This window comes from Nostoc foliaceum FACHB-393, assembly GCF_014698505.1.
GTDB classification, from domain to species: Bacteria; Cyanobacteriota; Cyanobacteriia; order Cyanobacteriales; family Nostocaceae; genus Nostoc; species Nostoc foliaceum_A.
This window is the reverse complement of record NZ_JACJTD010000033.1, coordinates 44,688-69,039: the sequence shown is the minus strand read 5'-3', so window position 1 is coordinate 69,039 and position 24,352 is coordinate 44,688. Positions and strand designations below refer to the sequence as shown.

The following is a 24,352-nucleotide window of genomic DNA, read 5'->3' as shown; positions in this document are numbered from 1 at the left end:
AATGGAAAGCCCTGAATTGCGACTTCTTTCACGCCCAGCAGACAGTTCAAAAGCCTTAGTTTTTATAGATGGATATTTAAGCGAAGAAAAAGTGAGAAACAATAATTTGCTTTATGCCTTAAATAATGCTGGTTGGCGACATTCTGTATATCATTTATGGTGGGATTCTGGTCTTTTTGAAAGTTCTCTTATGGGTTTTGGTCTTGGTCACTGGCATAAAACAAAATATCGTGCAGAACGAGTTGGGAGAGATTACTTTCCTCATTTGATTCGTAATCAAATTTCTGAAAAAAATGTCTCTCTTATGGCTCATTCATTAGGGGCGCGTGTTGCTTATTATTGCATGGAAGGTTGGACAGAAAAACAACATTTATTAGAAAATGTGATTCTTCTAGCTGGTGCTGTTCGTAGAGATAGTAGCAAAGATTGGGGATATGTAACTTCCCAGATCACAGGAAACTTAATCAATGTATATAGCTCTGATGATAAAACATTAAAATATATATTCAAAATAGCTGAAGGAGGACAGAATGCTTGTGGACGGAAACCAATAAAAGAGTATCACCCTAGAATTGCCAATGAAGATGCAACATATCTGATAGGTAAAAGCCATAGCCCATCTAAGTGCTTCGACTACTTACCAGAGTTAGTTAGAAAAGGGTTATGGCAGATATGAAATTTTTTATAACCCCAATTCATTATTAATAGCGGCAATTTCTAGCTGCATATCTAAATCACTAGCCATTGTAGCTAGTTGTTCCTTCATATATTTTACATCAGTAAAGTTATCTGATATTTGCTTTCTTTCTTGCACTTGTTTTGCGATCCGTTCTAATAACCATTCTAATTCTTCTAATGACAGAACACGTAGGTCATTCTCTATTTTTAATACATGGGGCGAGTTCATAATTGCTTATCTACTTTCCAAAGATCGTGATATGTATTATTGTAAATATTTTTTTTTAGACGATATCTACTACCAAAAATATTGATTTTCTACCACTGTTGTTTGGCGGGTGCAGGAGTCGTATTTGAGCAGGTATTCGCGTGCGATCGCTTCGTTTTCTCGCAGTGTTTCCACTTCTTTCTTACCAATCTCAGTATCCGTAGATAACAAAATCACTTGATGACTTGCGGATGGAAAGTAACGTTCAACTAAGTTGCTGCGGTGAGAGGAGTCTAGTCTACCTAGTGGCGTATCGATTGCTACTGGTAGGCGGTGTCCAGAGACTTTGGCTAAACCCCAGAGGAATGCGATCGCAAGTAGTTGTTTTTCACCTGCTGATAAACGATGTTTAGGAACAGGTTTACCATTTAAATCGTAAAGCAAAAGGCTGAAAGTCTTAGTATCAATAGTGATGCGATGCACTAAGTCTGATTTGTGGAGAAGATAAAGGAAGCAATTTTTAACTTCTTCCTCTAATTTATTGAGTTTTCTCAAGGTTAATTTTTCACGAAAAATCTTAAGTGTGTTTTGAACTTTAGCCGCAGAAGTAATAATATGTTCACTATTTTTATGTTTAATATTTTCTACAGTATAATCACTTAATTCTCTTTTTGACTTGGCGATAATAGTTTCTAATTCAGCTAAACGGCGGCGGATTGTTTCGTAATTTGCTTTAGCTTCAACAACTTGATTTTGTGCCGCTTCTAGTGCTTGACGCAGCTTTGTATAATCTTCTGGTGCTGCTGCTGTTTGCACTTGCCTTTCTAAAGTATGAATTTCTTCTTCTTTATTTCTAAGAATAGCTAATTTCTCTTTTGCAGAAAGTTTAGAATTTTGTAAGTGATATATGAGATTATCTAGTTGACTTAAAGCTTCATCATCAGCTAATAACCAAGGTGCTTCTGCCTGGAGAGTCTTTGCATATAAACTATCTACATCTTGGATTAAAAATGATTGGATTTTTTCAACTTGTATCGGAGAAATTTCTACTTGATTTAGCCAAGCGAGTAAACGCTGATCTCGTTCAAGTAACAAATCTTTAGAAATTTGTACCTGTTGATGGCGAAATTCCTTTTCTCCTTGTGCTTGCGCCTGATTGAGCAAATTGGGAATTAATGCCAGAGGTAAAACATCAGCCGCTAATTCACACATCGACTGACGTACTTGTTCAATTTCCGCAGTTTTTGTATTTTGCTGTAGTTCTAGTTGATTGCGTTCTGCGGCAATCTTTCCACCTTCAGAAATGAATTTATCAAAAGCTTCTTGCTGCTTCTGTTCTAACTCTTCTACCTGATTTTTGAGAATTTCTACTTTCTTTTCTGTGGTTTGATAATCTTCTTGCTGTTGGGTTAACCTAGTTTCAATTTCCTCTAGGTTTGCTAAATCCTTACTATTACCAACTTCTTTAAGTTTACGGTTAACTAAAATATCTAAATCAACTGCTAAACGATCTGCCAACTCTAAACCTAAAAGTCCACGAATTGCATCTACTACAACTGGTGGTGGTGTTTCCTGTTCTGCAAGTTCTTTAACTTGTTCACCATCAAAGAGAAATAAGTTGGAAATACCTAATGGCAGGAGATTTTCAATATATTCATCCCAGATATTAACTAAAGCATCAGGCCATGTATCACTGTCACCTAAAATCCCTAATGTGTCTTTACCATCTTTAGGATTTTTTGTCCAACTACGAACAACACGGTATTTTATTGGTTTATCGTTTTCAATATGTTCAAAAAGCAACTCAATTCGGGTGTCTGCAACTGGATCTATTTTGTTGTTAACACATTGATTGAGAAAATCACTATAACTTAAATTACCACGGGTAGAACATTGGGCACGAGCGCCATAAAGAGCGAGACGAATCGCATCCATAAGGGTGGTTTTTCCGCCGCCATTCATCCCACCTAATAAGATAATTGGGTGTGAGCTTTCCTCATCGATTTTTGGGTTAAGATTGATTACCTGTTTCCCACTGTAGGGGCCAAAGTTTTGTAGAACGAGTTCAAGAAATATCATTGATTTTTAAGATTAACATGAGTTAGACAGCGATCGCAGAAGCAGAAAGTTTGTGATGAAAGGAATCAGATAATATTAATTAGATGGTTTTGTCTGACGCATTGATAAAAAATATTGTCTATGAAATATAGATAATACCATCACTAACTGTTAAGAAATGCGATTGTATCTGTCTCTGTGTTGGTAAGCGTGGCTAGATTTGCACACCTCCAGCTTGAAAAATCTGTTCGGCGGTTAAATTCAATTCTGGGAAAGTAGGCGAGACAATATGGGTATCGCCTTTAAATTGAGTAACTTGATACTCACCATCAATTAATTGATAAATGGATATAGTAGGCAGCTTAGGATTGCCAATAAACTTCCTAGCACCTATAGCCGCGTAATCTATAATCCAATATTCGGGAATACCTATAGCTTCATAATCAGCTAATTTTTTGTAGTAATCATCTCGCCAGTTAGTACTAACAACTTCAATAACCAATGGAATAGATGCAGCTTGAGATACAGTTGATTCTTTTTTCCATAAAGGCTCATTCACTAAACTTGGTCGATTGATTATTAAGATGTCTGGTGAATAAGCTGATTCCCCTTCAGATGGCTTGACTAATACAGTTTTTGGAATGAAGTAAGGAAGTTTTTGTCGCCCAATTTCGATAGATATATTTAGCGCCAAAAAACCAACAACATCCTCATGATCTCCCACTGGTTGTGCTATTTCAACAATCACGCCATCATGTAATTCGTATCTCCCACCCTCAGACCGCCAAGCTGCAAAATCTTCAAAAGTTACTAATTTGTGTATGGCTTGAATCATAGAACCTCGCTTTTTTTAAGATAACCCAACTTTCTCAAGCGTTCTTTAAGTAGTTTGGTTGACTCCCGTCTTCTATTATTCTGAGTTTTCCTTTTTAAATTTCATACTTGCCCAAGTTACCTCTTCATCACTTTCAGTTTTACCTTCATCGACTTCATTGATTGCTGCAACATCGCCCAAAGTCATCTGCTTGACTTTTGCAACATCACCTTGACTAACTGCTTCGCTTAATTCGCGTTTCAAACGAGCATTTTTAATCGCATCTTCTGGAGAACGGGAACTCGTATTAAAACATTTTTCTAGAGTATCGTATATCCCCACACGACGAGTTTTTTTGCGATACTGGCGTTCTGTGTCTAACAATTTCGCCATGAGTTCCAAGTGCATCGCGTCACCTTCACAGATTTCTTCTAATACTATCCATTCATCACGACCTAGTAGGCTATAGTCTGCACCAGGACGGGGATCTTGAAATTCTTCGCCTGTCACTTCTTGATAAATCCGGGGTAAGCTATCATCAAATTCGTGTTTATCTTCTAGCCAAATGCGGCGGATTTCGCTCATTTCTTCTAGAGTAATTAGGGTGATATCGCGCATATTTGCTGGCGCTGTCCGACGGGTTTTTGTTTGCGCTTCTAATAATCGTCTAAGCCAATGTTCCCGCCAATATTTAGTATAGGGGCCGTGAATTGGTTCAATAGAGGTTTCACCATCTACATGACGTTCAAAAAGTTGGACTTCTCCCCAGATGCGACGGAAGTCTCTTTTATCGCGGTCATCTCTATTATCTAATTCATTACGGATATCTAATAAAGGCTGCATCCATTCTTTTTCTTCATCATTTTGAATCATTGCCTCCATTGATTTATCCTTACTAACAATTGTGCAAACCCAACAGCCAAATCGAGAATCACCACAGCTAGCAGTAGAAGTATCAACAACTAAAGGACATTCATTATCTGCTGTAGCACCTCGATACATCGTGAACAAGTCTTTGTTGCTATATTCCCAAGGGTTTTGCCATTGATTTAGGTAAATCCAAACTTCATCAGTACGCCAATCTTCGATAGGGCTATAAATTAAAGAATTAGGCAAGCTTGCACTATGGTAAAGCAGAGATGTAGGTGAACTTGAATCAGAAATAAGACGATCTTTTAGACTACCTGCTTGATGTTTTTCCATTGAGATAGCACGTTTAATGCTTTCAGCCTTACGCGTACCTAAAACAAGAATAACTTCCCCATTTACTCTAACCACATCACGGATAAAGTGGTTAGAAGGATGAATTTTTAGACGGTCTGTACACCAACGAAATTTTCCTCGTGGCGTTGGATAACCTTTACCAATCAAGCTTACCCAGAATGTCTCTTTGATTTCTGGGTGTAATAAATGTGGCTCAATGGGCATTTTCTGTTCTTGAGCAGCAACTTTCATCCTTTCTAAGGATTTGCGTACCCAAACAGAGACTACAGGATTTTCTACCAGTGTGTCAGTTGTAATAACATGAATAGTCTTTTTTCGCTTTTCAACTGGTAGTGCTGCGATCGCATTCCAGATAAGCTGTAAGGTAGCAGTACTATCTTTGCCGCCCGAATAGCCCACAACCCAAGGTATCTCATCTAAACAATACAATTCTTGAATTTCAGTGGTGAGAGCTTGGATATAGTCCACTAACTCTGCTACAGTACGTGTTTGCTGAACTATCTTTTCTGGTTGTTGTGCTGTAGTCATTTCTCCTTCTCTCTGGAAACACTGGCGTAATATCTGGGCGAATAGGGCGAATAGAATTCGCGGCTACACACACAAAACCCACCTCCGTGGGTTAAAGAAAAGTTTTTAAAAACTTTACTACTAATATCCAAATTTTTGGATAATTAAACGACATAATCTTATTCTGTTTTTAAAATTTAACATGAAAGATAGTCTATCTGACCCCACTGCTGACATTGCTAGAGAATATCTGGAACGGGAAAACAAGGAAAAACAGGTACTAGCTTTACTCCTAGAGAAGTTTTTAGGGAGAAAAGATCAGATTCTCGTTCAAAAAACCGAGATGGGTGGTACTGAGGCTTATGTTAGCTCTGTTACACTGGAATGGTTTGCAGGTCGGGTTCACTTCGCCTCTGGCTTACCTCTGTTTCAAAAAAAGTATAATCCTGAAACTGATAATGTCGAGATTGACGCAGATAGTATTGATGAAATTCAACAGCGTCCCCTTGATTGGTCACGTCAAGCGCCACTAGTGCAGTATTTGGCGGCTCGACACAACCATAAGTTTCCCCCAGTGTTGGTAGTAATTAATCAACCGTGGGTAGATAATCCTAAAGCTGCTGAGTGGGATAGTGAAGGACGCGCCATTAAGTCTACTACAGATTTCATCCCCCTAGATAAAGATGCTAAAGTAGGTCTGCTAAATATTTCTGAGGATGATGTAACTATTTATGCGCTAGATGGTCAACACCGATTAATGGGTGTACAGGGGTTGATGGAGTTAATTAAAACTCGCAAACTCCAGCGTTATAAAAAGGATAAAGGTGCTGATGACAGTTTTATTACAGTCAATGATTTGATAGAAAAGTATCAAGTAGACCTTGCTTACTTGCAAAATTTACCCAAGGAAAAAATTGGTATTGAGTTCATCTGTGCGGTAGCGGCTGGGGAAACTCGCACCCAGGCGAGGCGGAGGGTAAGATCGATTTTTGTTCATGTCAACCTGATGGCTGCACCGTTGACTAAAGGGCAACTAACACAGTTGAATGAGGATGATGGTTTTGCGATCGTTGCTAGAAAAATTGCAGTTACACATCCACTATTAGAACAACGACAAGAGCGCAATCCTCGTGTTAATTGGAATAGTGCAACAGTCGCTTCCAATTCTACAGTTTTGACCACTTTGCAAGCTCTACAAGATATGTCTGAGCGATATTTGGCTCAAAAGTTTCCTCACTGGAAACCCTTGGAGAAAGGTTTAATTCCCATGCGTCCAGAGGATGAAGAAATTGAGCAGGGAATTGAGGAATTTAAAAAGCTATTTGATTCTTTGGCTAGTCTTTCTAGTTATAAAATTTTAGAACACGAGGATACACCAGCTTTACGGCGCTTCAGCTTTGAGAAGGATGGAGGTGAAGGAAATATGCTTTTCCGTCCAGTTGCTCAAGTTGCATTAGCGCAAGCTTTGGGAATTTTGGTTTTTAAAAAAGGTTTTTCCCTCGCAGATATTTTTAAGAAACTGCGGAAGTTTGACCAGCAAGGTGGTTTTAGTGGTATGGAATATCCCCAATCTCTCTGGTATGGGGTTTTGTATGACCCAAATAAAAAGCGAGTGCAGGTTGCTGGACGAGATTTGGCGGCGAAGTTATTGGTTTATATCCTGGGTGGAATTCAGGAACAGATGGAACGTGCTGAACTTCGTAAGGCTTTGGCGGATGCTAGGACTGTTGAAAATAAAACAATAGGTTTTGATGGCGAGTTTGTTGAACCGAAAGCTGTAGGACTTCCACCTATCCTGTAATTATGCTTGAAATATATTTTGGCGATGCCATTGCAGCGCTTCCTGTTGTGGAAAGTGTTGCTCTGTATTTGGTAGAAGTATTGTTTCACCATGAAAATTTTTCATAGGTTTAGCATGGGGAGATGCTTCTTCCAAATCATTACTAACTATAATTTTGTATTTTTCATCTACAGCAAACCAACCCCTGTCAAATGCCCAATGATGATTTTTACAAAGAGCAATTCCATTATGAATTTTATTATCATAAAACTGTGAAAATGGCTTGATATGTGCGCCATCCACAATATTTTGATTTACCTTTTTAGTTACTTTTAGTCCACAGAAGGAACATCTGTAGTCATAAACGTGTACGATTGCTTTCCTAAAAAAAGCATTTCTAATAACTGCTCGTTTCAAGCTCCATCTTGGATTAGGCTCTAAATTTCCTGTTTCAATTATTTGTTCTATATTTACCGCGTCATCTTGAAAAGTTTGATTTATTTGTAAAATAGACTCTATATCATTTTCATTATCAGAAAAGAAAGCTGCCACAAGTGCATCAATTAGTTCTTTTCTGTAAAACTCATCTTGCAAAAAGTTAAATAATTCACCATCTAGATATGCGTATTCAACAGCCTCTTTTAGTTTGTTAATTGTTTTTGGCTGTAACCCATTAAATTCAGGCTTAAATTTCAAGTACCAAAAGCCTTCATTTTGCAGATGCAAGAAAGGATAGTGTAAACCACCTTTGTAAGACGGAGAACCGATTACATTCCAATACCTCTCAAATGTTTGAATTAATTCGTCTGAAACTGGAATCTCGTTAGTAGTAATGATACCTCGCGCAATCAAATCAATTACAGATAAAACTAGTATTGGTTTGTATTGAGCGTTACCACGCTTACGGCTATTACTCACATTTAATTCAGCCAGCCGTTGACAATAATATGTTATGTTTTTCATATTTAATAACTTAATTAAGCAAGCGAAAAAATTATTTTAAAAATTTACTGAGGTCAAATTCTTCTTCTAGCTGTTCTTTTGTTCCTCTTTCAGAAATAAGAACTAATAGAAGTCGCTCTGAGTAGTCAACAGAACCCCGTAACTCATTTTGTAAAATTTCCAGTCCTGCGTTAGCATACTCTTCAAATATTTGAGTGCGTTTATCTTCATCTTGTTCTTCTCTAGATGAGAGTATGTTGATATCTTGAGTTTCATTAACTCCTAATAATTTAATGATTAGGTCATATCCCAATGAAGCAAAGTTTTCTTGGGGAATTGGAGATGGTTCTCTTTTGGTAGTTTCTCCCAAAGGAACCCGCTTTTTATTTTTAACGCCTAATGCTGCTGCAAACACCATAACTTCTACATAAGTTTGAAAAGGCCCAGTTGTGTCTTTTGATGCGACTAGAGATTTCACTAACTCAGCCTTATCTTTAGCAACCCTGATTCTATTTGCAGCCATTGTTTTAATATCTACATTGTTGCTATTTTAACCGAAAGTTGGAAGCGATGCTTAGGGCTGGCTACGCATACGCATTTACCTACGTATTATTTTATAATAGTATGTGAGCGATCGCTAAACAAACAACTCATCCACCAACATAGCCCATCCTAATACTGCGGAATCAGCTTCCGCCACCTCAAAAGGTCGATGATTTGGGGTTTTTCGGGGATAATGACGCGATATACTCTGACAACTTCCTGTTTTAATACTCGCCTACTTGTTTGTCGGCAACATCAAAATATACTTTTTGATGAATTCATTAACCTTGCTACTGTTCATATCTGGATTCACAGAATTTGATTAGTAGGATAAGTTCTTAAAAGCTTTTTACCAATGAACACGAAAGCTAAAACTAACAAGCTTCATGGTTACCAATTACAAGAAGCAACCAAACTAGCGACTATCTCAACTAGTTCTTCTGGATCAATCGGTTTCGATACATGAGTATCAAAGCCACCTTCCAAAGCACGGATACGATCCTCACTATCAGCATAGGCTGTTAAAGCAATAGCCGGGACTCGCCCACCATTCTTTGGGTTGAGCGCACGAATTTTGCGGATAAAAGTGTAGCCATCCTCCCCAGGTAACCCGATATCAGAAATTAAAACATCGGGTTGCAATTCGGATAATACTTGGCGTGCCGCATCTGCTGAGATTACTGCTATAACTTTTGCTCCATCCATTTCCAACACCGTAGTGATGAAACAGCGAGTATCATTATCATCCTCAACTACCAGAATATCTAAACCAGCAAGAGTTCCAGAAGGTTCCATAAATGACATTTTATTCTAACTTTCTGTGACTTTTACCAGCTAAAGAAAAAATCAGGGCTTGAGAAACCCTAAAAATGACTTTTTCCATATGCCATGAAAAGTCAGAACTATATAATCAACAATAAAACAAACAGAAGACGACTTCTAATCAATTTTAACAATTTATTTATATCTAAATGCAGATATAATTCATAACCAGCAATCCTCCAAATGGTAGGTATAATTTATAATTGTTTGTTTAGATTATATAACCAACTATATAAAAAATTTTCATCCTATTAATTATAATTAAAATAATGAAGTTGATGTAAAAATTCTTGAGCCTTGAATAGAATTTAATTCTAGTTTTTACTTAATATGATTATTTACTAATACAAAGTTTTTAAGCTGAATTTTTACAGATGATTACAAGTGATTTCTCATAAATATTATATAGATAGAATTAGGACATAGTATTAGCTTTTTACCTTAAATATTTAAATCCTCATGAGCTATTTACTGTAGCGTCACATTGTTTTGAAAAAAGTCATGTAGTGAAAGATTGTAGTTTTAACAAAGCTCTTGGCAGGGTAACTATCAAATTTCAAGGATTACAAACCAAAATAAAGGATTTGCCACTTCAAGATATTCGAGCAGTTGAAGTGAGAAAAACAACAGGTTTTGCCTATGGAGCCGTAATTGAAAATTACCAATTTTATGATCAAAACTGGAGAACGCCTTACCTCTACGAAGGTATAGGTACTTCACTTGCTAGCTAATAGGTAATGTAAACCAGAAAGTTGCCCCTGCATCCAATGTACTGTTTACACCAATTTCGCCGCCGTGAGCATTGATGATTTGCTTACATAAATACAAGCCCAATCCCAAACTTACAGAATTGCGGATACTTGCACCTCGAAAGTAAAGTTCAAAAAGCCGATCGCTTTGTTGTTGACTAATACCCACGCCTTTATCACTAACAGTACAATAAATCATCTCACCCTCATGGTTAGCGTTAATTGTCAAGAGCAAACCAGGGGCGTTATGTTTCAGAGCATTGACAATTAAGTTAGAAAAAACTCGCCATAGTTGCGTGGGGTCTGCATTCACTAATGGCAAATCTGCGGATACCAGATTTGTCAGCTTGGCTTGATTTTGCTCTAGCAGTGGCTCTAAATCTGCGATCGCAGCTTCGACAACTGACAGTAATTGTACGGTTTGACGTTGTAAAACAACACCTTGCACTTCGCTAACATGAGCTTCCATCAACGAATTAATTAAGTTCAGTTGGCGATCGCTACTTTGAATCATCCGCTCTAAAATTGAGCGTGAAATCGAAATATTTTCCTCTGGACGTGCAAGCAAATTTTTCAGCACCATTAAAGTACCCAGTACTGGGTTGCGTAAATCGTGGGAAACTGCATGAAAAAATACTCTTAGTTCTTCTTCAGTTTGCTTGCGCTGGGTAATATCTTCAATCAAACCCTCGTAGTAAAGCAGTTTTCCCTGTTCATCACGCACTGCGTAGGCTTTTTCCGAAATCCAGACAATAGTCCCATCTCGGCGATAAATTTGGGACTCAAACTCAGAAACGCTGCCATACTTTTCCATCAGGCGAACAAATTCTGCCCGACGGTTCGGATCAACGTACAATTGTTCAATAACAGTGGAATTTGCTGTTACCTCCTCGGCTAAGGAGTAACCATAAATACGTGCTAAAGCAGGATTTGCCGTAATGTAACGTCCATCGGGGCTACTTTGAAAAATACCTTCAACAGCGTTTTCAAAAATGCTGCGATATTTAGCTTCTGCAACCTTGATTTTTTGATAAGCAGATTCCAGTTCTTGACGGGCGTAAAATTCAGAACGTTGCAGGCGATCGTACAGATAAACACCAATATCACATATAACACAAAACCAAAAAATGTATAAAATGAACGTTACATTATATATTTCTGGGTATTCGGGGACTAGTGTTTTTAGCCCAAGTACCGTATTTACACCAAAGTAGTAAAACAGCACGCCCATTTGACATAGCAAGTGAAGAATCCAGCAGACTGGCATTAATACGGCTTGGCTTAAAAACAGCAGCGACCAGCCGATGGTGTCGGCTAGTGCAAAACCTCTGATGGTTGCAAACAACTGTGATGCTAGACTAATTGCCCAAGAAGACCCCAAAAATAATAAATCTGGACGATCACGACCTAACTTCGTTTTATGTAGGCCAAAGCAAACAAGTATACTCAGGAGCATTGCAATATTGATTACAAGGCGTTGAGTTCTAAGTACTTCTGGCAGACTTTCCAACTCTTTTAAGGGGAAGAAAAAGCCGTAAATGTCTCTCAAAGTAAAAGACAACAAACAAATCAGCGCCAGCCATAACCATAAACGCAATCTCTGCCACAAAAAGCGGTTGCGCCAAGCTGTGTAAAAAGTAGTGATTTCATCTGTTGTTGGTGCAGAAAAGGTTTGTCTCCACCAGCTTTGCACTGTTGTAAACGGAATAGCCATTAGCATCCGAGCAACTTTGCCCATACCTTGAGGGTGTTTCCCTTACTCAACATTGCTATAAATAACACCCTCTCATTTTTTGGTGATTTATGGGCGATTTGTAGCGGATGAAGTTGCTAGAGGTAGTGTAAACCAGAAAGTTAACCCGCGCTTACGGTTACTAATAACACCGATTTCGCCGCCATGTGCCTTAATAACTTTCCGACAAAGATACATTTTTAAGCCAATGCTTGTGGAACAACAGTCTTGGGGATCGCGGACATGCAGATCAAAAAGGCGATCGCACTCTAGTTTGCTCATTACCACACCGTCATCTTGAATCTGAGTGCGAATCATTCCCCCCTCAACGGTGGCACTCAGAATAAAATTTAATCCTGGTGGATTATTTTGCAAGCTATGTGTTATTAAATGTGCCAAAACTTTCTGCAATCGAGTTGCATCTGCCATTACTAACGGTAAATTGGTGGGAACCAAGTTCTTCAGAGTCGCTTGATTTTGTGTCAACATAGGTTGCAACTGGACGAATGTTCCTCCCAGTAGGGTGCTAAGTTTCACAGGTTCATATTTGATATCAATACCCTGTTTTTCACAGGAATTAATTTCTAGCAATGAGTTAATCATCGTCAACTGACGATCATTGCCTTGAATCATCCGCTCGATTATTGAGCGAGATACAGGAATTGGAGATTGGGCATAAGAGGCAGAGGGGCGGGGGGAAGGGTGCAGAGGAGAGGAATTTTCCCCCTGCCCCCTGCCCCCTGCTCCCTGCTCCCCACACCCCACTCCCTGATTTAACAAATTCTTTAACACCATCAAGTTACCCATCACCGAAGTTCGTAAATCGTGGGCAACTGTGTGCAAAACTACATCTTTGACGCGATGCAATTCTTCAACTTCTTGCATTTTCTGCTGCAATTGTGCTGTCCGTTCTTCTACTTGGTGTTCTAAATTAGTGTTGAGTTCTGCTAATTCTTGGTAAATCTGGCTTTGATGAATGGCGATCGCTACTTGTTCTGACATTTGCTGTAACAAATCAATTTCTATTGGTTGCCAATGACGCGAACCTGAGCATTGATTGGCAATTAACGCCCCAAATAATTCGTCATCTAGCATAATTGGTACAGCCAAACTAGCTTTCGTTTGGAATTTTTGACAGTGCGCCTTAACTTTGGGAGATACTGCCACTTGCGTTATGTCTTCAACGACACGCACAAGATTATCTTTAAGTAAGTTTCGCAATTCTTGTAGATAAGCTTCATCATTAGTAGACCATCCTGAGACTGATGGATACTTGGGATCTACTGATTCAGCAAGAGTTCTGACTCCTAAATTGGCATTATTTAAACCAATAAAAACTCGATCTGCTTGCAGAAATTGCCTGACTTCCGTCACGGTGGTTTGGAGAATTTGCTCTAAGTTAAGCGAAGACCGAATTCGCACTAAGGTTTCTGCTAACAAGCGATCGCGTTCTGCTGATAGACGTAATTGCGCTTCCACCTGCTTGCGTTCTGTAATGTCGTGATGGACGGCTAGGATCGAAGGGACACCATCCAAATCAATGACTTCGGCTGAAAGCAGTGTTGTAATTATCTTGCCAGACTTTTGCCGGAATTCAAATTCCAGGTTGCGAACAACTCCTGTGGCTTGTAAATTCTGCAACAAATTCAGGCGATCGCGATCGTGTACCCAAAGATTTAACTCAAAAGAAGTTTTACCAATCGCCTCATCTCGCTCATAACCTGAGAGTTCTACAAAGCTATCGTTAACTTCGATGAAACGTCCTTCCTGGAGTGTGCTAATGGTAATTGAATCGGGGCTGCAACTAAAAGCTTTAGCAAATTTTTGGGCAAGATTTTGTAAGGCAGCTTCCGCTTGTTTGCGTTCTGTGATGTCTCGGACAATTGCTAGTATTTCATCTTGACCACTCACTACCAACCGCGTCTCATAATCTCTGGCTCCCAAAGGCGTTGGTAGTTGGTATTCGCAAGTTTGCAAAGTTCCAGAATCTAAAGTTTTAGCGATCGCTTCCAGGCTAATTGCGGCAACATCACTAGGCAATAACTCCTGCACATGTCTCCCAACTATTTCTTCTCTCGAAAGAGTGATATTTGCTCCCTCACTTTTCAAATCTAGATACTCGCCATCGCGGCTAATGCGAAACATCAAATCGGGGATAGCATCCAAAATTGCTTGATACCGCGCCTCACTCTCTTGCAATTTTTCTTGGGTTTGTTTTCGGTCTGTAATATCGATGACCAAGCCATTCCAAAGAAAATCGCCGTTAGGTTGTAGTTCTGGTTGCGAAGTACCTTGAATCCATTTAAGTTTGCCACTAGGTGTAATGATGCGACCTTCCCAATGCCAAGGTGTAAAATTTGTACTACAAACAGCTATAGATTCAGCAAAGGCTTTCACATCCAGCGGATGAATCAGTTTGTATAGCACCTGGAAATCTGCCTGTACAGTTTCTGGTTCTATTTCATACAAATATTCACAACCAGAACTGACATAAGGGATAAACACAGAACCATCCTGCTGTTGCAGAACTTGGAAAATTATTCCTGGTAAATTGACAGCAAGTTTTGAGAGCAGGTTAAAAGCCTCTTGCTGGCAATTTGGTGTATACAGCGATTTTACAACGGTTTCATCCACTCTTTGACCCTTTGATACACAAGCTATTGATTTACAATTAAAAGCTAGAATAAGCAATTTAACAGTTTTTATTTTGTGGGCATAATCGCTAACAGAATCAAAACTGCACCTTCTTTCAGAGTAGTTCCTGATGAGGCGATCGCATTCACCCAATCGGGTGAACGATTTGCCAGAGGGAGAATCATGTGACAAAAAAGTTAGTTGTAAATAGTGATCAACGACACTTTGTCACATTTGATCGCAATAATCAGATAGAAAGTAGTTTATCAATACATTTAATCTAGTTTTATCTAAAGAATAAATAGAGTTACCAACATATAGGAATTAATGATGGGTATTTCCGAGTGGATACTTTGTAATACGTCCAAGGAGACATAAATGCAATTACAACAGATATCAGTTTTGGAAGAAGCTCTTTGGGAAGCAGTTCTCAATCGAGATCCCACTTTTGAAGGTAAGTTTTTCTACGGTGTTCACTCTACAGGCGTTTACTGCCGACCTATTTGCCCTAGTCGCAGACCGAATCGCAATCAAGTTTGTTTCTTCCAGTCGGCACAAGAAGCTGAAAACGCAGGTTTTCGACCTTGTAAACGCTGTCAGCCACAATCTGAAAAATTTCTAAATCCCGCTAAGGCAAAAGTTTTAGCAGCATGTCGATATATTGAATCACAAGTTGATCACATCCCAACCCTTTCGGAATTATGCTCTCAGGTGGGAATGAGTTCCAGTTATCTACAAAAGGTATTCAAGAAAATAATTGGCGTATCCCCTTTTCAATATGCAGATGCACTGCGTAGCCAACGATTGAAGCAGCGTCTTCAGTCAGGAGAGGAAATTGCTCATGCAGTTTACGACACAGGATATGGTTCAAGTAGTCAACTATATGAGAAAGCACCTAAACAACTGGGAATGACACCAAAGACTTACCAACAAGCTGGAAAGACAATCAGCATTGTCTATGCGATCGCTCTATGTCCACTAGGATATTTGCTTGTGGCAACAACAGAGAAGGGTATCTGTGCCGTTAAACTAGGTGATGAAGCAGACAAGCTTGAACATACCTTGAACCAGGAATTTCACCAAGCGCACATCATGCGTGATGACCACACACACAAAGAATGGATACAAGCAATCCTCGACTTTATTGCCGGAGGCGAGGCACATGTTGATTTACCGCTTGATGTCCGTGGGACAGCATTTCAAAAACAAGTGTGGCAAGCATTGCAAAAAATTCCCTATGGCGAAACCCGCACTTACACAGATATCGCTCGTGATATTGCCAAACCCCAGGCAGTCCGTGCGGTGGGTAATGCTTGTGGAGCTAATCCGATAGCGCTGATTGTACCGTGTCATCGGGTGCTGCGGAGTGATGGCAGTCTTGGTGGTTATCACTGGGGGATTGAGCGTAAACAAAAACTGCTTATACAAGAATCGAAATTTCTCAAAGATGACTCAAACACCTGAACTAGAATCGTTGACTCAAGAAAGTCTGACCCGTGGTTTAATGGTGCTTGCCAATCTTGATAGCGATTTGGCTCGGATTTTAGAAACACTGGGGCCTCCACCGTTGTGGCAAAGAGAACCAGGTTTTGCAACGCTGTTGTGCATAATTCTGGAACAACAAGTTTCCGTAGCGGCTGCAAAGGCCGTATTTACCCGACTATGTGGGGTTGTTGTAACTTTGACAGCAGAAAATTTTCTGATATTAGATGATGTTCAATTGAGAGGAATTGGATTCAGTCGGCAAAAGATTCTATACTGTCGTGGGTTGGCGAATGCGATCGCAACTGGTCAGCTTGACCTTAGCCAGCTGGAAAGAATGGACGAAACTACTATCAGAACTGAGTTAAAGCGCCTCAAAGGTATAGGAGACTGGACAGTTGATATTTATTTGCTCATGGCGCTGCAACGTCCTGATGTCTTTCCTAAAGGCGATTTAGCGATCGCGATCGCTTTACAAAAACTCAAAAACTTGGCGACGCGTCCAACACCAGTTCAACTAGAAGCAATGACACAGCACTGGCGACCGTGGCGAGCAGTTGCTGCAAGACTTCTATGGCACTACTACTTGAGTAATGCCAAATCTTCATAAACTTGCACATAATCATTACTCCTTCGTACTTGGCAGTTTGTTTAATAAATATAATTAAATGGTAGAAAATCAATTAAGCCTAACACCAGAAAAACCTAATAAAGCTTCAAAAATACTACCGATAATAACAGTTATAACCGCATTATTAGCTTTATCGGCGACAGCAATACTTATTAAAATTGCTGTTAGGGAAATGAGCGCCGCCGCTACATTTTTTAATCGCTTATGGATAGCAACTATTATCTTTGGATTATGGAGTGGAATTAACCAAGCACGGACTCAGATTACGGATGATGAACCTGTATTACGACAGCAGTCTTATCCAATCAAAGATATAGCGTTTTTAATAGCAGTGGGTCTAGTTCATGTATTAGGCCGATTATCTTGGACTTGGTCGCTAACCCAGACTGGTGCTGCTAATGCTAATGCGTTAGGTAGTCTCAATCCGCTATTCACTACATTAGGAGGTTGGCTGTTTTTTAATCAAATTTTTGGGCGCAAATTTATCATTGGTTTAATATTAGCAATGATTGGCGCGATCGCAGTTGGATTTGAAGATTTATTACGCTCTAATAATAATTTTACAGGTGATGCCGTTGCCCTCATCTCATCGATATTTTATGCAGCAAACTTTTTACTTATCGAGCAAATCCGCAATAAGTTTTCAATTATTACCATCCTTATGTGGCGCTGTGTCATCGCAACTTCATTAATGCTCCCAGTAGTGCTCATCTTTGAAAAACAAGTTTTCCCAGTTTCTTTGTCAGGTTGGTTAGTAGTATTTGCACTAGGTGCTATTTGTGAAGCCTTGGGTCATGGGCTAATTGTATACAGCCTGAAAACTTTTTCTTCAGGATTCCTCTCTTTACTCTTGCTACTCAATCCAGTGATTGTTGCTATTCTTGCTTGGATACTTTTTTCGGAAAATTTGAGTGTTTTTAACTTCCTAGGGTTGGGTCTAATTTTAGGTGGTATCTATCTAGCTATTTCTACTAAAGAATCTATTAAATCTACAGTTAATATCCCCATGCAGTCTCCAGTGGAAAGTGAATCTTAACAAGTTCGTAGTCAAGACTTTAGTCCTGATTTTCTAAGCACTAAAGTACTTACTAGCAACCCTTAAAACTTCATAGACAATTGATTTCTGATAGCGGGCTGGTTCCTGCTTGGCGCGATCGCGGGCATAATTAAGAGCAGCTTGCACTCACAGGACTTACGCAAAAACCCTCTACAACTCTTATTACTTGGCGCACTTGGCGTACTTGGCGGTTCGTTTTTTCATGATTTTGCGTAAGTCCTAACTCATTTGGAAGCCACCACCGCGATCGCTGCAAGACTTTTATGACACTACTACCTGCAATGCTTTTCGGATAAACCCAACAATCTCTCTTTTGGTCTGGGGAAAGGTTACTGGGCTTGGGGTAAAGGTAAATTCAAACCCTTTCCCTTTAACCTTTTCCCCCTTAACCGAAAAGTATTGCTACTACTTGAGTAATGCCAATGGGAAGTCGGTTACAGTTTACCCGTAAAGACCCTCTCAGCCGGGCCTGTCATGTAAACCCGTTGGTCGATTTCTGACCATTCAATTTGCAAAGGGCCACCTGGTAATTCTATAGTTGCAGTGCGATCGCATTTCCCTGTTAACACTCCAGCCACCAAGGAAGCACAAGCACCAGTCCCACAAGCCAATGTAATCCCAGCACCCCGTTCCCACACCCGCATTTTCAAATAGTCACGGCGTACCACTTGAATAAATTCGGTATTTATGCGTTGGGGAAAAACTGGGTGATGCTCAAATTTCGGGCCTATGCTTTCTAGCTCAATTGCAGCTACATCTTCCACAAAGGTAATGCAGTGAGGATTTCCCATATTTACACAGGTGACATCCCAAGTTTGTCCCGCCACCTCTAACGGCTGAGAAATTACTTTTTCTTGGGCGGGTGCAAGAGTGGTAGGAATTTCGCTAGCGAGTAACCTGGGTAAACCCATGTCTACTTTAACTTGACCATCAGATAAGAGTTGGGGAGTCATGACACCGCCCAAAGTATGAATGCGATATGAGTCTTGATTCCGGGATTCGCCTTCTAAGTCTGCTAAAAAGCCAGCTAAACAGCGAATGCCGTTACCACACATTTCTGGTTCTGAACCATCGGAATTAAAAATCCGCATGGTGTAGTCAGTGCCGTTTTCTCCCGGTAGGGCAAAAATTACACCATCAGCACCGATGCCAAAGTGGCGATCACACAACTTGATGGCTTGCTCTGGTGTCACTACAGGCAAAGATGACGAGCGATTGTCAATCAAAATAAAGTCGTTGCCTAGACCATGATACTTAGTAAATTCGATTGCCATTTCTTCAAGGATGAATTATCAAGGATTAGTTACTCTTTATTTTGCCTTGTAGGTTCATCTTTACTAAAAATGCTTACCGAATTTGACACCACTTTACCCAGTATTAGACAAGTCCAAAACCTGATTAAACAAACAACGCCAGTGGAATTAAAGCTGCTGACTGGTGATGTGTTGACAGGAAAGGTTTTATGGCAAGATCCACAGTGTATCTGTATTGCTGATGAAAACAGTCAGCAAAGCACTGTTTGGAAACAAGCGATCGCATACATCAAGCCGAAAACAAGTTAGAAGTAGTATCATTTCCGCTTAAATAACCGTCATTGTGACCGAATGCAAGTGCGTCTCGTAGAGAAGGGTAGCAATCTCCCAAAAACCTTGTGATAGCTACCCTGCGGGAACGCCAAAGGCAAACATTTAGTTGAAAAATTAGCCATGAAAGACATAAATTATAATATTCTAGCGGCGATCGCTCTTGGCTATACTGCAAAACTACTCAAACTCCGTATATCTGAGTGAAAATCGATAAATTCTTGTAGTTCTTAGTTAGTGTTGGTGCAGCATTCGGCAGGAAAAGTTACTGATGGGGGAGATAAAGGGTAGCTTTAACTGCTTGGGCTGCAATGATTGTGGAAATCATAACTAAACCTTAAAAAGTATCAAAACTTCTTCTGTAATATAATAATCTATGTGTTTTTTATTAAGTATAATTTATGCCTGATCGGAGAAAATTTTTAACACGAGTAGGATACACAACCCTTTCTGCCTTATTGACTATGGGGTTTTTACAAAAGGATAAACAAAAAGAAGATCAGAGTACGAATGCTATTGCGGCAAATTATACAAATGTAAATTCTCCTCTTCGGCAATTAGCTGCCGCCAAAGGAAAACGTTATGGCGCAGCAATTTCTAGTGAATTTTTGCAAACAGAGAAGGATTACGCTAGCCTAATGGCTCGTGAATGTTCGATTGTGACACCAAATGGTGAATTAAAATGGAACGCCACTGAACCACAGCCAGGAAAATTTACTTTTGAATCAGCAGATGCGATCGCTGATTTCTGCCAAAAGCATAATATAGACTTGCACGGGCATACTCTTTTCTGGCACATGGGAAAACCAGACTGGGTTCCTTACCCCCCCACTCTTAAAATGCTCGAACGGCATGTTAAAGGAGTTATGGGTCATTATCGTAATAGCAAGGTTTTAAAGTCTTGGGATATAGCTAATGAAATTATCGCTGATAATGAGAATGAAACTGATAACGCTACCTACGGTTTGCGTAAAGGGGTAAAGCCAGAATTAATTCGAGACTTATTTTTAATTGCTGCTTCAGTTGATAGCAGCAAGAAATTTTACCTCAATGATTTTGGCATCGAAGGCGCTACATGGAAATCAAACCGTTTCTTAAAAATGGTCGAATATCTGAAGAATAGTGGCGTTAAAATTGATGGAGCAGGTATCCAATCACATCTATGGTTTTCTACAGCCTATGGTTTTGACGAGAAAGGATTTAATTCCGTCTTAAAACGGCTTAACGATCTTGAAGTTAAACCAATAATCACAGAATTAGATATTATCATTGATACCCCACTACCCGATAGCATCAAAAAGCTAGACCAGATGGTAGCCGATAGTTACAAACGATATCTTGACATTTGCTTTGCAGCTAAAGTTGATACTATAATTACATGGGGACTTACCGATCGTCATACTTGGATACGTCATCCTGACTGGATGCCAAGAAAAACCTTTAGGGACAATCCAAATCTCTGGAAATTTCTGCGTCCGCTTCCCTTCGATGAGAACCTGCAACCTAAACCTGCCCGCAATGCTATTGCCCAGGCTTTTAAGCAAGTAACTTATACTCCACCCAGGCGTAAATAGCGCTTTTAAATATTATTCCAAGCGAAGTATGTGGCGAGATTCTTCGCTATTCATAAGTACAAAACTTGAATCAGGCGTGCTCACTAATTAATGGTTAAGCTTTAAAACAGTATTTTATAAATTCGTGACAAATTGAGCTACCTACTGGTAAGGCTTGGAGAGACTCAATCATTACTCAATCACGCTACAAACTTGTGAAATCTTGTGCTGATAAATAGCAGCATTCTATTTTTTTTTTGTTGACTTGGCATACTCCAAATTTCTCGTAAAAATAATGTGCCTACAAACCAAGGCTCAAGTAAGTAACGTCTCCAAAGCCTTTTCGGTTCACAAAACAACCGATACAACCATTCTAAGCCCACCTTTCCCATCCAGCGAGGCGGAGTAGGTATTGCTCCTGCTACATAGTCCATGCAGGCTCCACTAGTCAAAATACTGTTGGTGTGAATATGTTCAAGATTTTCTGAAATCCAATACTCTTGGCGTGGCATACCCATCCCAACCATTAATACATGGGGTTTGTAAGCATTAATTGCAGCTAGAGTAGCAAGATTTTCTTGACTATCTTTATCCATATCAATATAGCCATGAGCGCAAGCAATCTGTAAACCAGGAAATCTCTGGCGCAAAATATTTGCTCCTTGTTCAGCAACTCCTGGCTTTGAACCTAAATAGAATACACGCCAGTCTTTATTAGCAGCTTCCGCCATCAGAGGCCATACCCAGTCAGCATAGGTTACTCTTTGTTCTCGTTTCATTGGAAAACCTAACAGCTTTCCAATAAACAATAAAGGCATACCATCAATATGGATATATTTTGCCTTGGCATAAAAATCTTGCATTTTTAGATCATTATGAAAGAGATAAAGACTATGCAAGTTATGATTAGCAATAATCCATTTATCATTCTTCTCAATAGATTCTTCTATCAATAAATTTAACTCTGGGATAGAGAGGGCATCCAATTTAATACCAAGAAATTTATAAGAAAATCGATTTTTCATGACTTAATCTTTATTTTACAACTAGGAGACTTAATGTCACAGAAACGGTGAGCATTTAAAAATGAATTAGCAATATTTAAATACTTATTTAAATATTTAAATTAACTAAGCAGGACTTACTTTCAGCAGGATTTCCGCGATATTCTCTGCTCTTGCATTCCAAGAATATTTTTCTGTAATTAAGGTATATGCTTTATCTACAAGTGATTGATATTTATCAATGTTTGAAGCTGCCTCCAGCACTGTGTTAGCAACTTCTTCCGTAGAGTATCCTGTTATTAACAGATGTTCTAAGTGGCGAAATTCTTCTAAGCCTCGCAAGCCTTCTGGTGTCGATACAACTAACTTTCTACTAGCGAAATAATCTAACGCTTTATTCCTAGCACCGCCTGCTACTGCTTGTTTAGAGAATGGCAGCAAAGTAATATCTGCATATTTAAGATGGGTAATAAAATCCTCCCTTTTAGGTAAAAAACCTAAAAAACAAATGTTAGAGGGTATTGGTTCTGAAATATCACTACTATCTCTACCAATAACAACAAAATGTACTTTCTGCCGATGACCTTCAAGATATTTAGCAACCTCAATAGTCATTGCTACAGACATATCATTACTTGGAAATTGAAACGTTTTAGGAGCAATAAGAACCACTACTTTAGCTGGTCTGAATGCTTGATATGGGTCTTTATCCGAAAACGATTCGGTATTTAGTAAGTCTTCAGTAACTCCATTCCCGATACAATAAATCTGCTGTGGAGTTTTACCATACCACTGCGAAATTAGTTTAGGAATTGAGTCACCTGCTGCAATAATAGGACTACCAGAGAATATCAAAATCCCCTGAGCAATATATGTCTTAATACATTGTACAAACTCTTTGAAAGGATTGGCAACTGAAAACAAACGCATCCAGTATTCATATGCCGAAAATGTATGGAAATCTAATACAAGAGATGAATTACTGTATTTTCTAAGCTTCAGTGAAATGAAAGCAGCCAATCCAGGTAATGTTTCTTGAGCATACACGATATCTGGGCAAAAATCGTCAATGCACTTTTCTATAGTTTGAATATATGACTTCAGGCTTCTTGACCCAATTGAAACAGAAGGTGCATAATTAACAGACGAACAATCTAATCCAATCTGAAAAAAATCAAAATCTTTAGTAAGATATTTTCCTAGATAAAAAGGTCTAGTAAAGGCACCAAATGGTTGACTGGAATCGAGTGTTGAAACAATTAGTAAACGTTTGCCCATAACAATGATTGCTGATTATTTAAAAGTTAATAAATTTATTTTTGAAGTTACATTTGTTAATTTTTTGAAATGAATTATCCAAATATTATTGGCTAATGACCCTATTGGAAGGATCAAAATTATGAATTAGTTTGGTTAATATCCTCAGAAAATGTAGGAGAAATTGCTAAGTCCTTGTAACCAATAATTGCTCTAATATAGGGTAAAAACCAGTACAACATCCAGAATGGACCAGAGTGCCTGCTACAAAATATAGTCCATGATTTCAATGGAAATCCTTTAATTTGCAGCACCTTTTTCAAGCGTTCTAATATACTTAAATTGGTATCTACCCAACTATTGCGGATAGAATTTTTCGTACAAGTACCAACATATCCAGGAGCTACCCATATTTGACAACCCAATTTACGCGCTCTGAGGGCATAATCTAAATCTCCTAAACTGTGAACAAAAGCTGTATCAATATTGCCAACTTTTGCGACAACACTTTTAGGGATTAGCACACAGTTACCATACATAGCATCGCATTTTTGGATAACGGAACTCGGTTCTAAAAATTCAAACTTGTTAGAATACCATTTTTTGGATTTTACCGCTCCTCCATAGGTTGCTCTTCCTGTTGTTGGGTCTTTAGTTGAACCAACTACAATTGAGTTTGGAGAATCTTGTTCAGCCAAATTTTGATGAATCTGTAATAGTTTGCTGACAGCATTGGCTTCCAGAAACGTGTCATCATTTAACCACAGGTAATAATCATATTGATTTCTTATCGCCTCACCAAAGGCGAGATGCATTCCTCCCACCCAGAATAAATTGCCATTACCCTGAAGAATGTTTACTGCTGGATATTCTGCTTTGATAGCCTGTGCAGTGCCATCAGAGCTACCATCATCAGTTAAATAAACATCACAATGATTTGTTTGCTCATATAAAGCATGTAAACAGGCAAGAGTTGTATTCCGCCTGTTATAACATGTCATAATTACAGCTAGATTTGCTTGCTTCATTTCATCTCCCTCATATAATATCTACTATCTACAAAAACAATCATAAAAATAATGCACTTTTATGCA

General features: G+C 39.1%; 21 protein-coding genes. 8 read left to right on the top strand and 13 right to left on the bottom strand.

The window, feature by feature from the left end:
* The first annotated feature begins 1 nt into the window (after position 1).
* Positions 2-676: a DUF726 domain-containing protein gene (locus H6G92_RS23950; RefSeq protein ID WP_190896447.1), complete on the top strand. Its 675-nt coding sequence runs from the start codon at positions 2-4 to the stop codon at positions 674-676.
* Between the two features lie 6 nt (positions 677-682).
* On the opposite strand, the gene H6G92_RS23945 is transcribed toward H6G92_RS23950, so the two are convergent.
* The 4 genes from H6G92_RS23945 to dndC form a co-directional block, all read right to left on the bottom strand.
* Entirely contained in the window at positions 683-907 is a 225-nt protein-coding gene (locus H6G92_RS23945; RefSeq protein ID WP_190896445.1) for a hypothetical protein, read from the bottom strand.
* A gap of 69 nt (positions 908-976) precedes the next feature.
* Positions 977-2,965 carry a DNA sulfur modification protein DndD gene (dndD, locus tag H6G92_RS23940; protein WP_190896443.1) on the bottom strand — a complete coding sequence of 663 codons (1,989 nt, stop codon included), beginning with the start codon at positions 2,963-2,965 and terminating at the stop codon, positions 977-979.
* 193 nt (positions 2,966-3,158) lie between these two features.
* Positions 3,159-3,779 carry a Uma2 family endonuclease gene (locus tag H6G92_RS23935; protein WP_190896441.1) on the bottom strand — a complete coding sequence of 207 codons (621 nt, stop codon included), beginning with the start codon at positions 3,777-3,779 and terminating at the stop codon, positions 3,159-3,161.
* 75 nt (positions 3,780-3,854) lie between these two features.
* Positions 3,855-5,510 (bottom strand): DNA phosphorothioation system sulfurtransferase DndC, encoded by a 1,656-nt coding sequence (gene dndC, locus H6G92_RS23930; protein WP_190896438.1) that lies wholly within the window; start codon positions 5,508-5,510, stop codon positions 3,855-3,857.
* Positions 5,511-5,691: 181 nt separating this feature from the next.
* Here dndC and H6G92_RS23925 point away from each other — a divergent pair, with 181 nt between their 5' ends.
* On the top strand, positions 5,692-7,290 hold the full coding sequence (locus H6G92_RS23925) for a DGQHR domain-containing protein (RefSeq protein ID WP_190896436.1): 1,599 nt from the start codon (positions 5,692-5,694) through the stop codon (positions 7,288-7,290).
* Here H6G92_RS23925 and H6G92_RS23920 read toward each other — a convergent pair whose 3' ends face one another.
* From H6G92_RS23920 to H6G92_RS23910, 3 genes are all read right to left on the bottom strand, one after another.
* The gene (locus H6G92_RS23920) at positions 7,291-8,232 is read right to left on the bottom strand and encodes an HNH endonuclease (RefSeq protein WP_190896434.1); all 942 of its coding nucleotides are present in this window, start codon (positions 8,230-8,232) and stop codon (positions 7,291-7,293) included.
* 31 nt (positions 8,233-8,263) lie between these two features.
* A complete protein-coding gene (locus tag H6G92_RS23915; protein ID WP_190728426.1) occupies positions 8,264-8,734 on the bottom strand; it encodes a DNA phosphorothioation-associated protein 4 in 471 nt (156 codons plus the stop codon).
* Positions 8,735-9,144: 410 nt separating this feature from the next.
* Positions 9,145-9,549, bottom strand: a complete 405-nt coding sequence (locus H6G92_RS23910) for a response regulator (protein ID WP_190896485.1) — start codon at positions 9,547-9,549, stop codon at positions 9,145-9,147.
* 533 nt (positions 9,550-10,082) lie between these two features.
* Here H6G92_RS23910 and H6G92_RS23905 point away from each other — a divergent pair.
* Complete coding sequence (locus H6G92_RS23905; RefSeq protein ID WP_190896432.1) at positions 10,083-10,307, top strand: hypothetical protein; 225 nt, start codon at positions 10,083-10,085, stop codon at positions 10,305-10,307.
* Here the strand turns inward: H6G92_RS23905 and H6G92_RS23900 are convergent.
* On the bottom strand, positions 10,300-12,063 hold the full coding sequence (locus tag H6G92_RS23900) for a PAS domain-containing sensor histidine kinase (RefSeq protein WP_190896430.1): 1,764 nt from the start codon (positions 12,061-12,063) through the stop codon (positions 10,300-10,302). The two genes, H6G92_RS23905 and H6G92_RS23900, sit on opposite strands and share 8 nt — an antisense overlap.
* 63 nt (positions 12,064-12,126) lie before the next feature.
* Positions 12,127-14,691: a sensor histidine kinase gene (locus H6G92_RS23895; RefSeq protein ID WP_190896428.1), complete on the bottom strand. Its 2,565-nt coding sequence runs from the start codon at positions 14,689-14,691 to the stop codon at positions 12,127-12,129.
* Between the two features lie 378 nt (positions 14,692-15,069).
* On the opposite strand from H6G92_RS23895, the gene ada reads away from it, so the two are divergent.
* The 3 genes from ada to H6G92_RS23880 are packed head-to-tail and all read left to right on the top strand — an operon-like array spanning position 15,070 to position 17,840.
* Entirely contained in the window at positions 15,070-16,155 is a 1,086-nt protein-coding gene (gene ada / locus H6G92_RS23890; protein WP_190896426.1) for a bifunctional DNA-binding transcriptional regulator/O6-methylguanine-DNA methyltransferase Ada, read from the top strand.
* Positions 16,139-16,783, top strand: a complete 645-nt coding sequence (locus tag H6G92_RS23885) for a DNA-3-methyladenine glycosylase family protein (RefSeq protein WP_190896425.1) — start codon at positions 16,139-16,141, stop codon at positions 16,781-16,783. The genes ada and H6G92_RS23885 overlap by 17 nt, the downstream gene beginning before the upstream one ends.
* A gap of 58 nt (positions 16,784-16,841) precedes the next feature.
* Positions 16,842-17,840, top strand: coding sequence for a DMT family transporter (locus H6G92_RS23880; protein ID WP_190896423.1), 999 nt, complete (start codon positions 16,842-16,844; stop codon positions 17,838-17,840).
* 455 nt (positions 17,841-18,295) lie between these two features.
* On the opposite strand, the gene dapF is transcribed toward H6G92_RS23880, so the two are convergent.
* Entirely contained in the window at positions 18,296-19,135 is an 840-nt protein-coding gene (gene dapF / locus H6G92_RS23875) for a diaminopimelate epimerase (protein ID WP_190896421.1), read from the bottom strand.
* Positions 19,136-19,204: 69 nt separating this feature from the next.
* Between dapF and H6G92_RS23870 the strand changes: the two genes are divergently transcribed.
* Complete coding sequence (locus H6G92_RS23870) at positions 19,205-19,423, top strand: Hfq-related RNA-binding protein (RefSeq protein ID WP_181927528.1); 219 nt, start codon at positions 19,205-19,207, stop codon at positions 19,421-19,423.
* Positions 19,424-19,845: 422 nt separating this feature from the next.
* Complete coding sequence (locus H6G92_RS23865) at positions 19,846-21,018, top strand: endo-1,4-beta-xylanase (protein ID WP_190896419.1); 1,173 nt, start codon at positions 19,846-19,848, stop codon at positions 21,016-21,018.
* 179 nt (positions 21,019-21,197) lie between these two features.
* Here the strand turns inward: H6G92_RS23865 and H6G92_RS23860 are convergent, their stop codons facing one another.
* The 3 genes from H6G92_RS23860 to H6G92_RS23850 all read right to left on the bottom strand — a co-directional run bounded on the left by H6G92_RS23860 (position 21,198) and on the right by H6G92_RS23850 (position 24,286).
* Positions 21,198-22,022, bottom strand: a complete 825-nt coding sequence (locus H6G92_RS23860; protein WP_190896417.1) for a WecB/TagA/CpsF family glycosyltransferase — start codon at positions 22,020-22,022, stop codon at positions 21,198-21,200.
* A gap of 105 nt (positions 22,023-22,127) precedes the next feature.
* Complete coding sequence (locus H6G92_RS23855; RefSeq protein WP_190896415.1) at positions 22,128-23,279, bottom strand: glycosyltransferase family 4 protein; 1,152 nt, start codon at positions 23,277-23,279, stop codon at positions 22,128-22,130.
* A 119-nt stretch (positions 23,280-23,398) separates the two neighbouring features.
* On the bottom strand, positions 23,399-24,286 hold the full coding sequence (locus tag H6G92_RS23850; RefSeq protein WP_190896413.1) for a glycosyltransferase family 2 protein: 888 nt from the start codon (positions 24,284-24,286) through the stop codon (positions 23,399-23,401).
* Positions 24,287-24,352: the final 66 nt, after the last annotated feature.

What these genes read in the sequence shown, in the direction of transcription:
- H6G92_RS23950 (WP_190896447.1), top strand. Translation starts at nt 2, where the DNA reads ATGGAAAGCCCTGAATTGCGACTTCTTTCACGCCCAGCAGACAGTTCA.
- H6G92_RS23855 (WP_190896415.1), bottom strand. Translation starts at nt 23,279, where the DNA reads ATGGGCAAACGTTTACTAATTGTTTCAACACTCGATTCCAGTCAACCA.
- H6G92_RS23880 (WP_190896423.1), top strand. Translation starts at nt 16,842, where the DNA reads ATGGTAGAAAATCAATTAAGCCTAACACCAGAAAAACCTAATAAAGCT.
- H6G92_RS23865 (WP_190896419.1), top strand. Translation starts at nt 19,846, where the DNA reads ATGCCTGATCGGAGAAAATTTTTAACACGAGTAGGATACACAACCCTT.
- H6G92_RS23900 (WP_190896430.1), bottom strand. Translation starts at nt 12,063, where the DNA reads ATGGGCAAAGTTGCTCGGATGCTAATGGCTATTCCGTTTACAACAGTG.
- dapF (WP_190896421.1), bottom strand. Translation starts at nt 19,135, where the DNA reads ATGGCAATCGAATTTACTAAGTATCATGGTCTAGGCAACGACTTTATT.
- H6G92_RS23920 (WP_190896434.1), bottom strand. Translation starts at nt 8,232, where the DNA reads ATGAAAAACATAACATATTATTGTCAACGGCTGGCTGAATTAAATGTG.
- H6G92_RS23850 (WP_190896413.1), bottom strand. Translation starts at nt 24,286, where the DNA reads ATGAAGCAAGCAAATCTAGCTGTAATTATGACATGTTATAACAGGCGG.
- H6G92_RS23885 (WP_190896425.1), top strand. Translation starts at nt 16,139, where the DNA reads ATGACTCAAACACCTGAACTAGAATCGTTGACTCAAGAAAGTCTGACC.
- H6G92_RS23860 (WP_190896417.1), bottom strand. Translation starts at nt 22,022, where the DNA reads ATGAAAAATCGATTTTCTTATAAATTTCTTGGTATTAAATTGGATGCC.
- H6G92_RS23915 (WP_190728426.1), bottom strand. Translation starts at nt 8,734, where the DNA reads ATGGCTGCAAATAGAATCAGGGTTGCTAAAGATAAGGCTGAGTTAGTG.
- ada (WP_190896426.1), top strand. Translation starts at nt 15,070, where the DNA reads ATGCAATTACAACAGATATCAGTTTTGGAAGAAGCTCTTTGGGAAGCA.
- H6G92_RS23925 (WP_190896436.1), top strand. Translation starts at nt 5,692, where the DNA reads ATGAAAGATAGTCTATCTGACCCCACTGCTGACATTGCTAGAGAATAT.
- dndC (WP_190896438.1), bottom strand. Translation starts at nt 5,510, where the DNA reads ATGACTACAGCACAACAACCAGAAAAGATAGTTCAGCAAACACGTACT.
- H6G92_RS23910 (WP_190896485.1), bottom strand. Translation starts at nt 9,549, where the DNA reads ATGGAACCTTCTGGAACTCTTGCTGGTTTAGATATTCTGGTAGTTGAG.
- H6G92_RS23935 (WP_190896441.1), bottom strand. Translation starts at nt 3,779, where the DNA reads ATGATTCAAGCCATACACAAATTAGTAACTTTTGAAGATTTTGCAGCT.
- dndD (WP_190896443.1), bottom strand. Translation starts at nt 2,965, where the DNA reads ATGATATTTCTTGAACTCGTTCTACAAAACTTTGGCCCCTACAGTGGG.
- H6G92_RS23870 (WP_181927528.1), top strand. Translation starts at nt 19,205, where the DNA reads ATGCTTACCGAATTTGACACCACTTTACCCAGTATTAGACAAGTCCAA.
- H6G92_RS23945 (WP_190896445.1), bottom strand. Translation starts at nt 907, where the DNA reads ATGAACTCGCCCCATGTATTAAAAATAGAGAATGACCTACGTGTTCTG.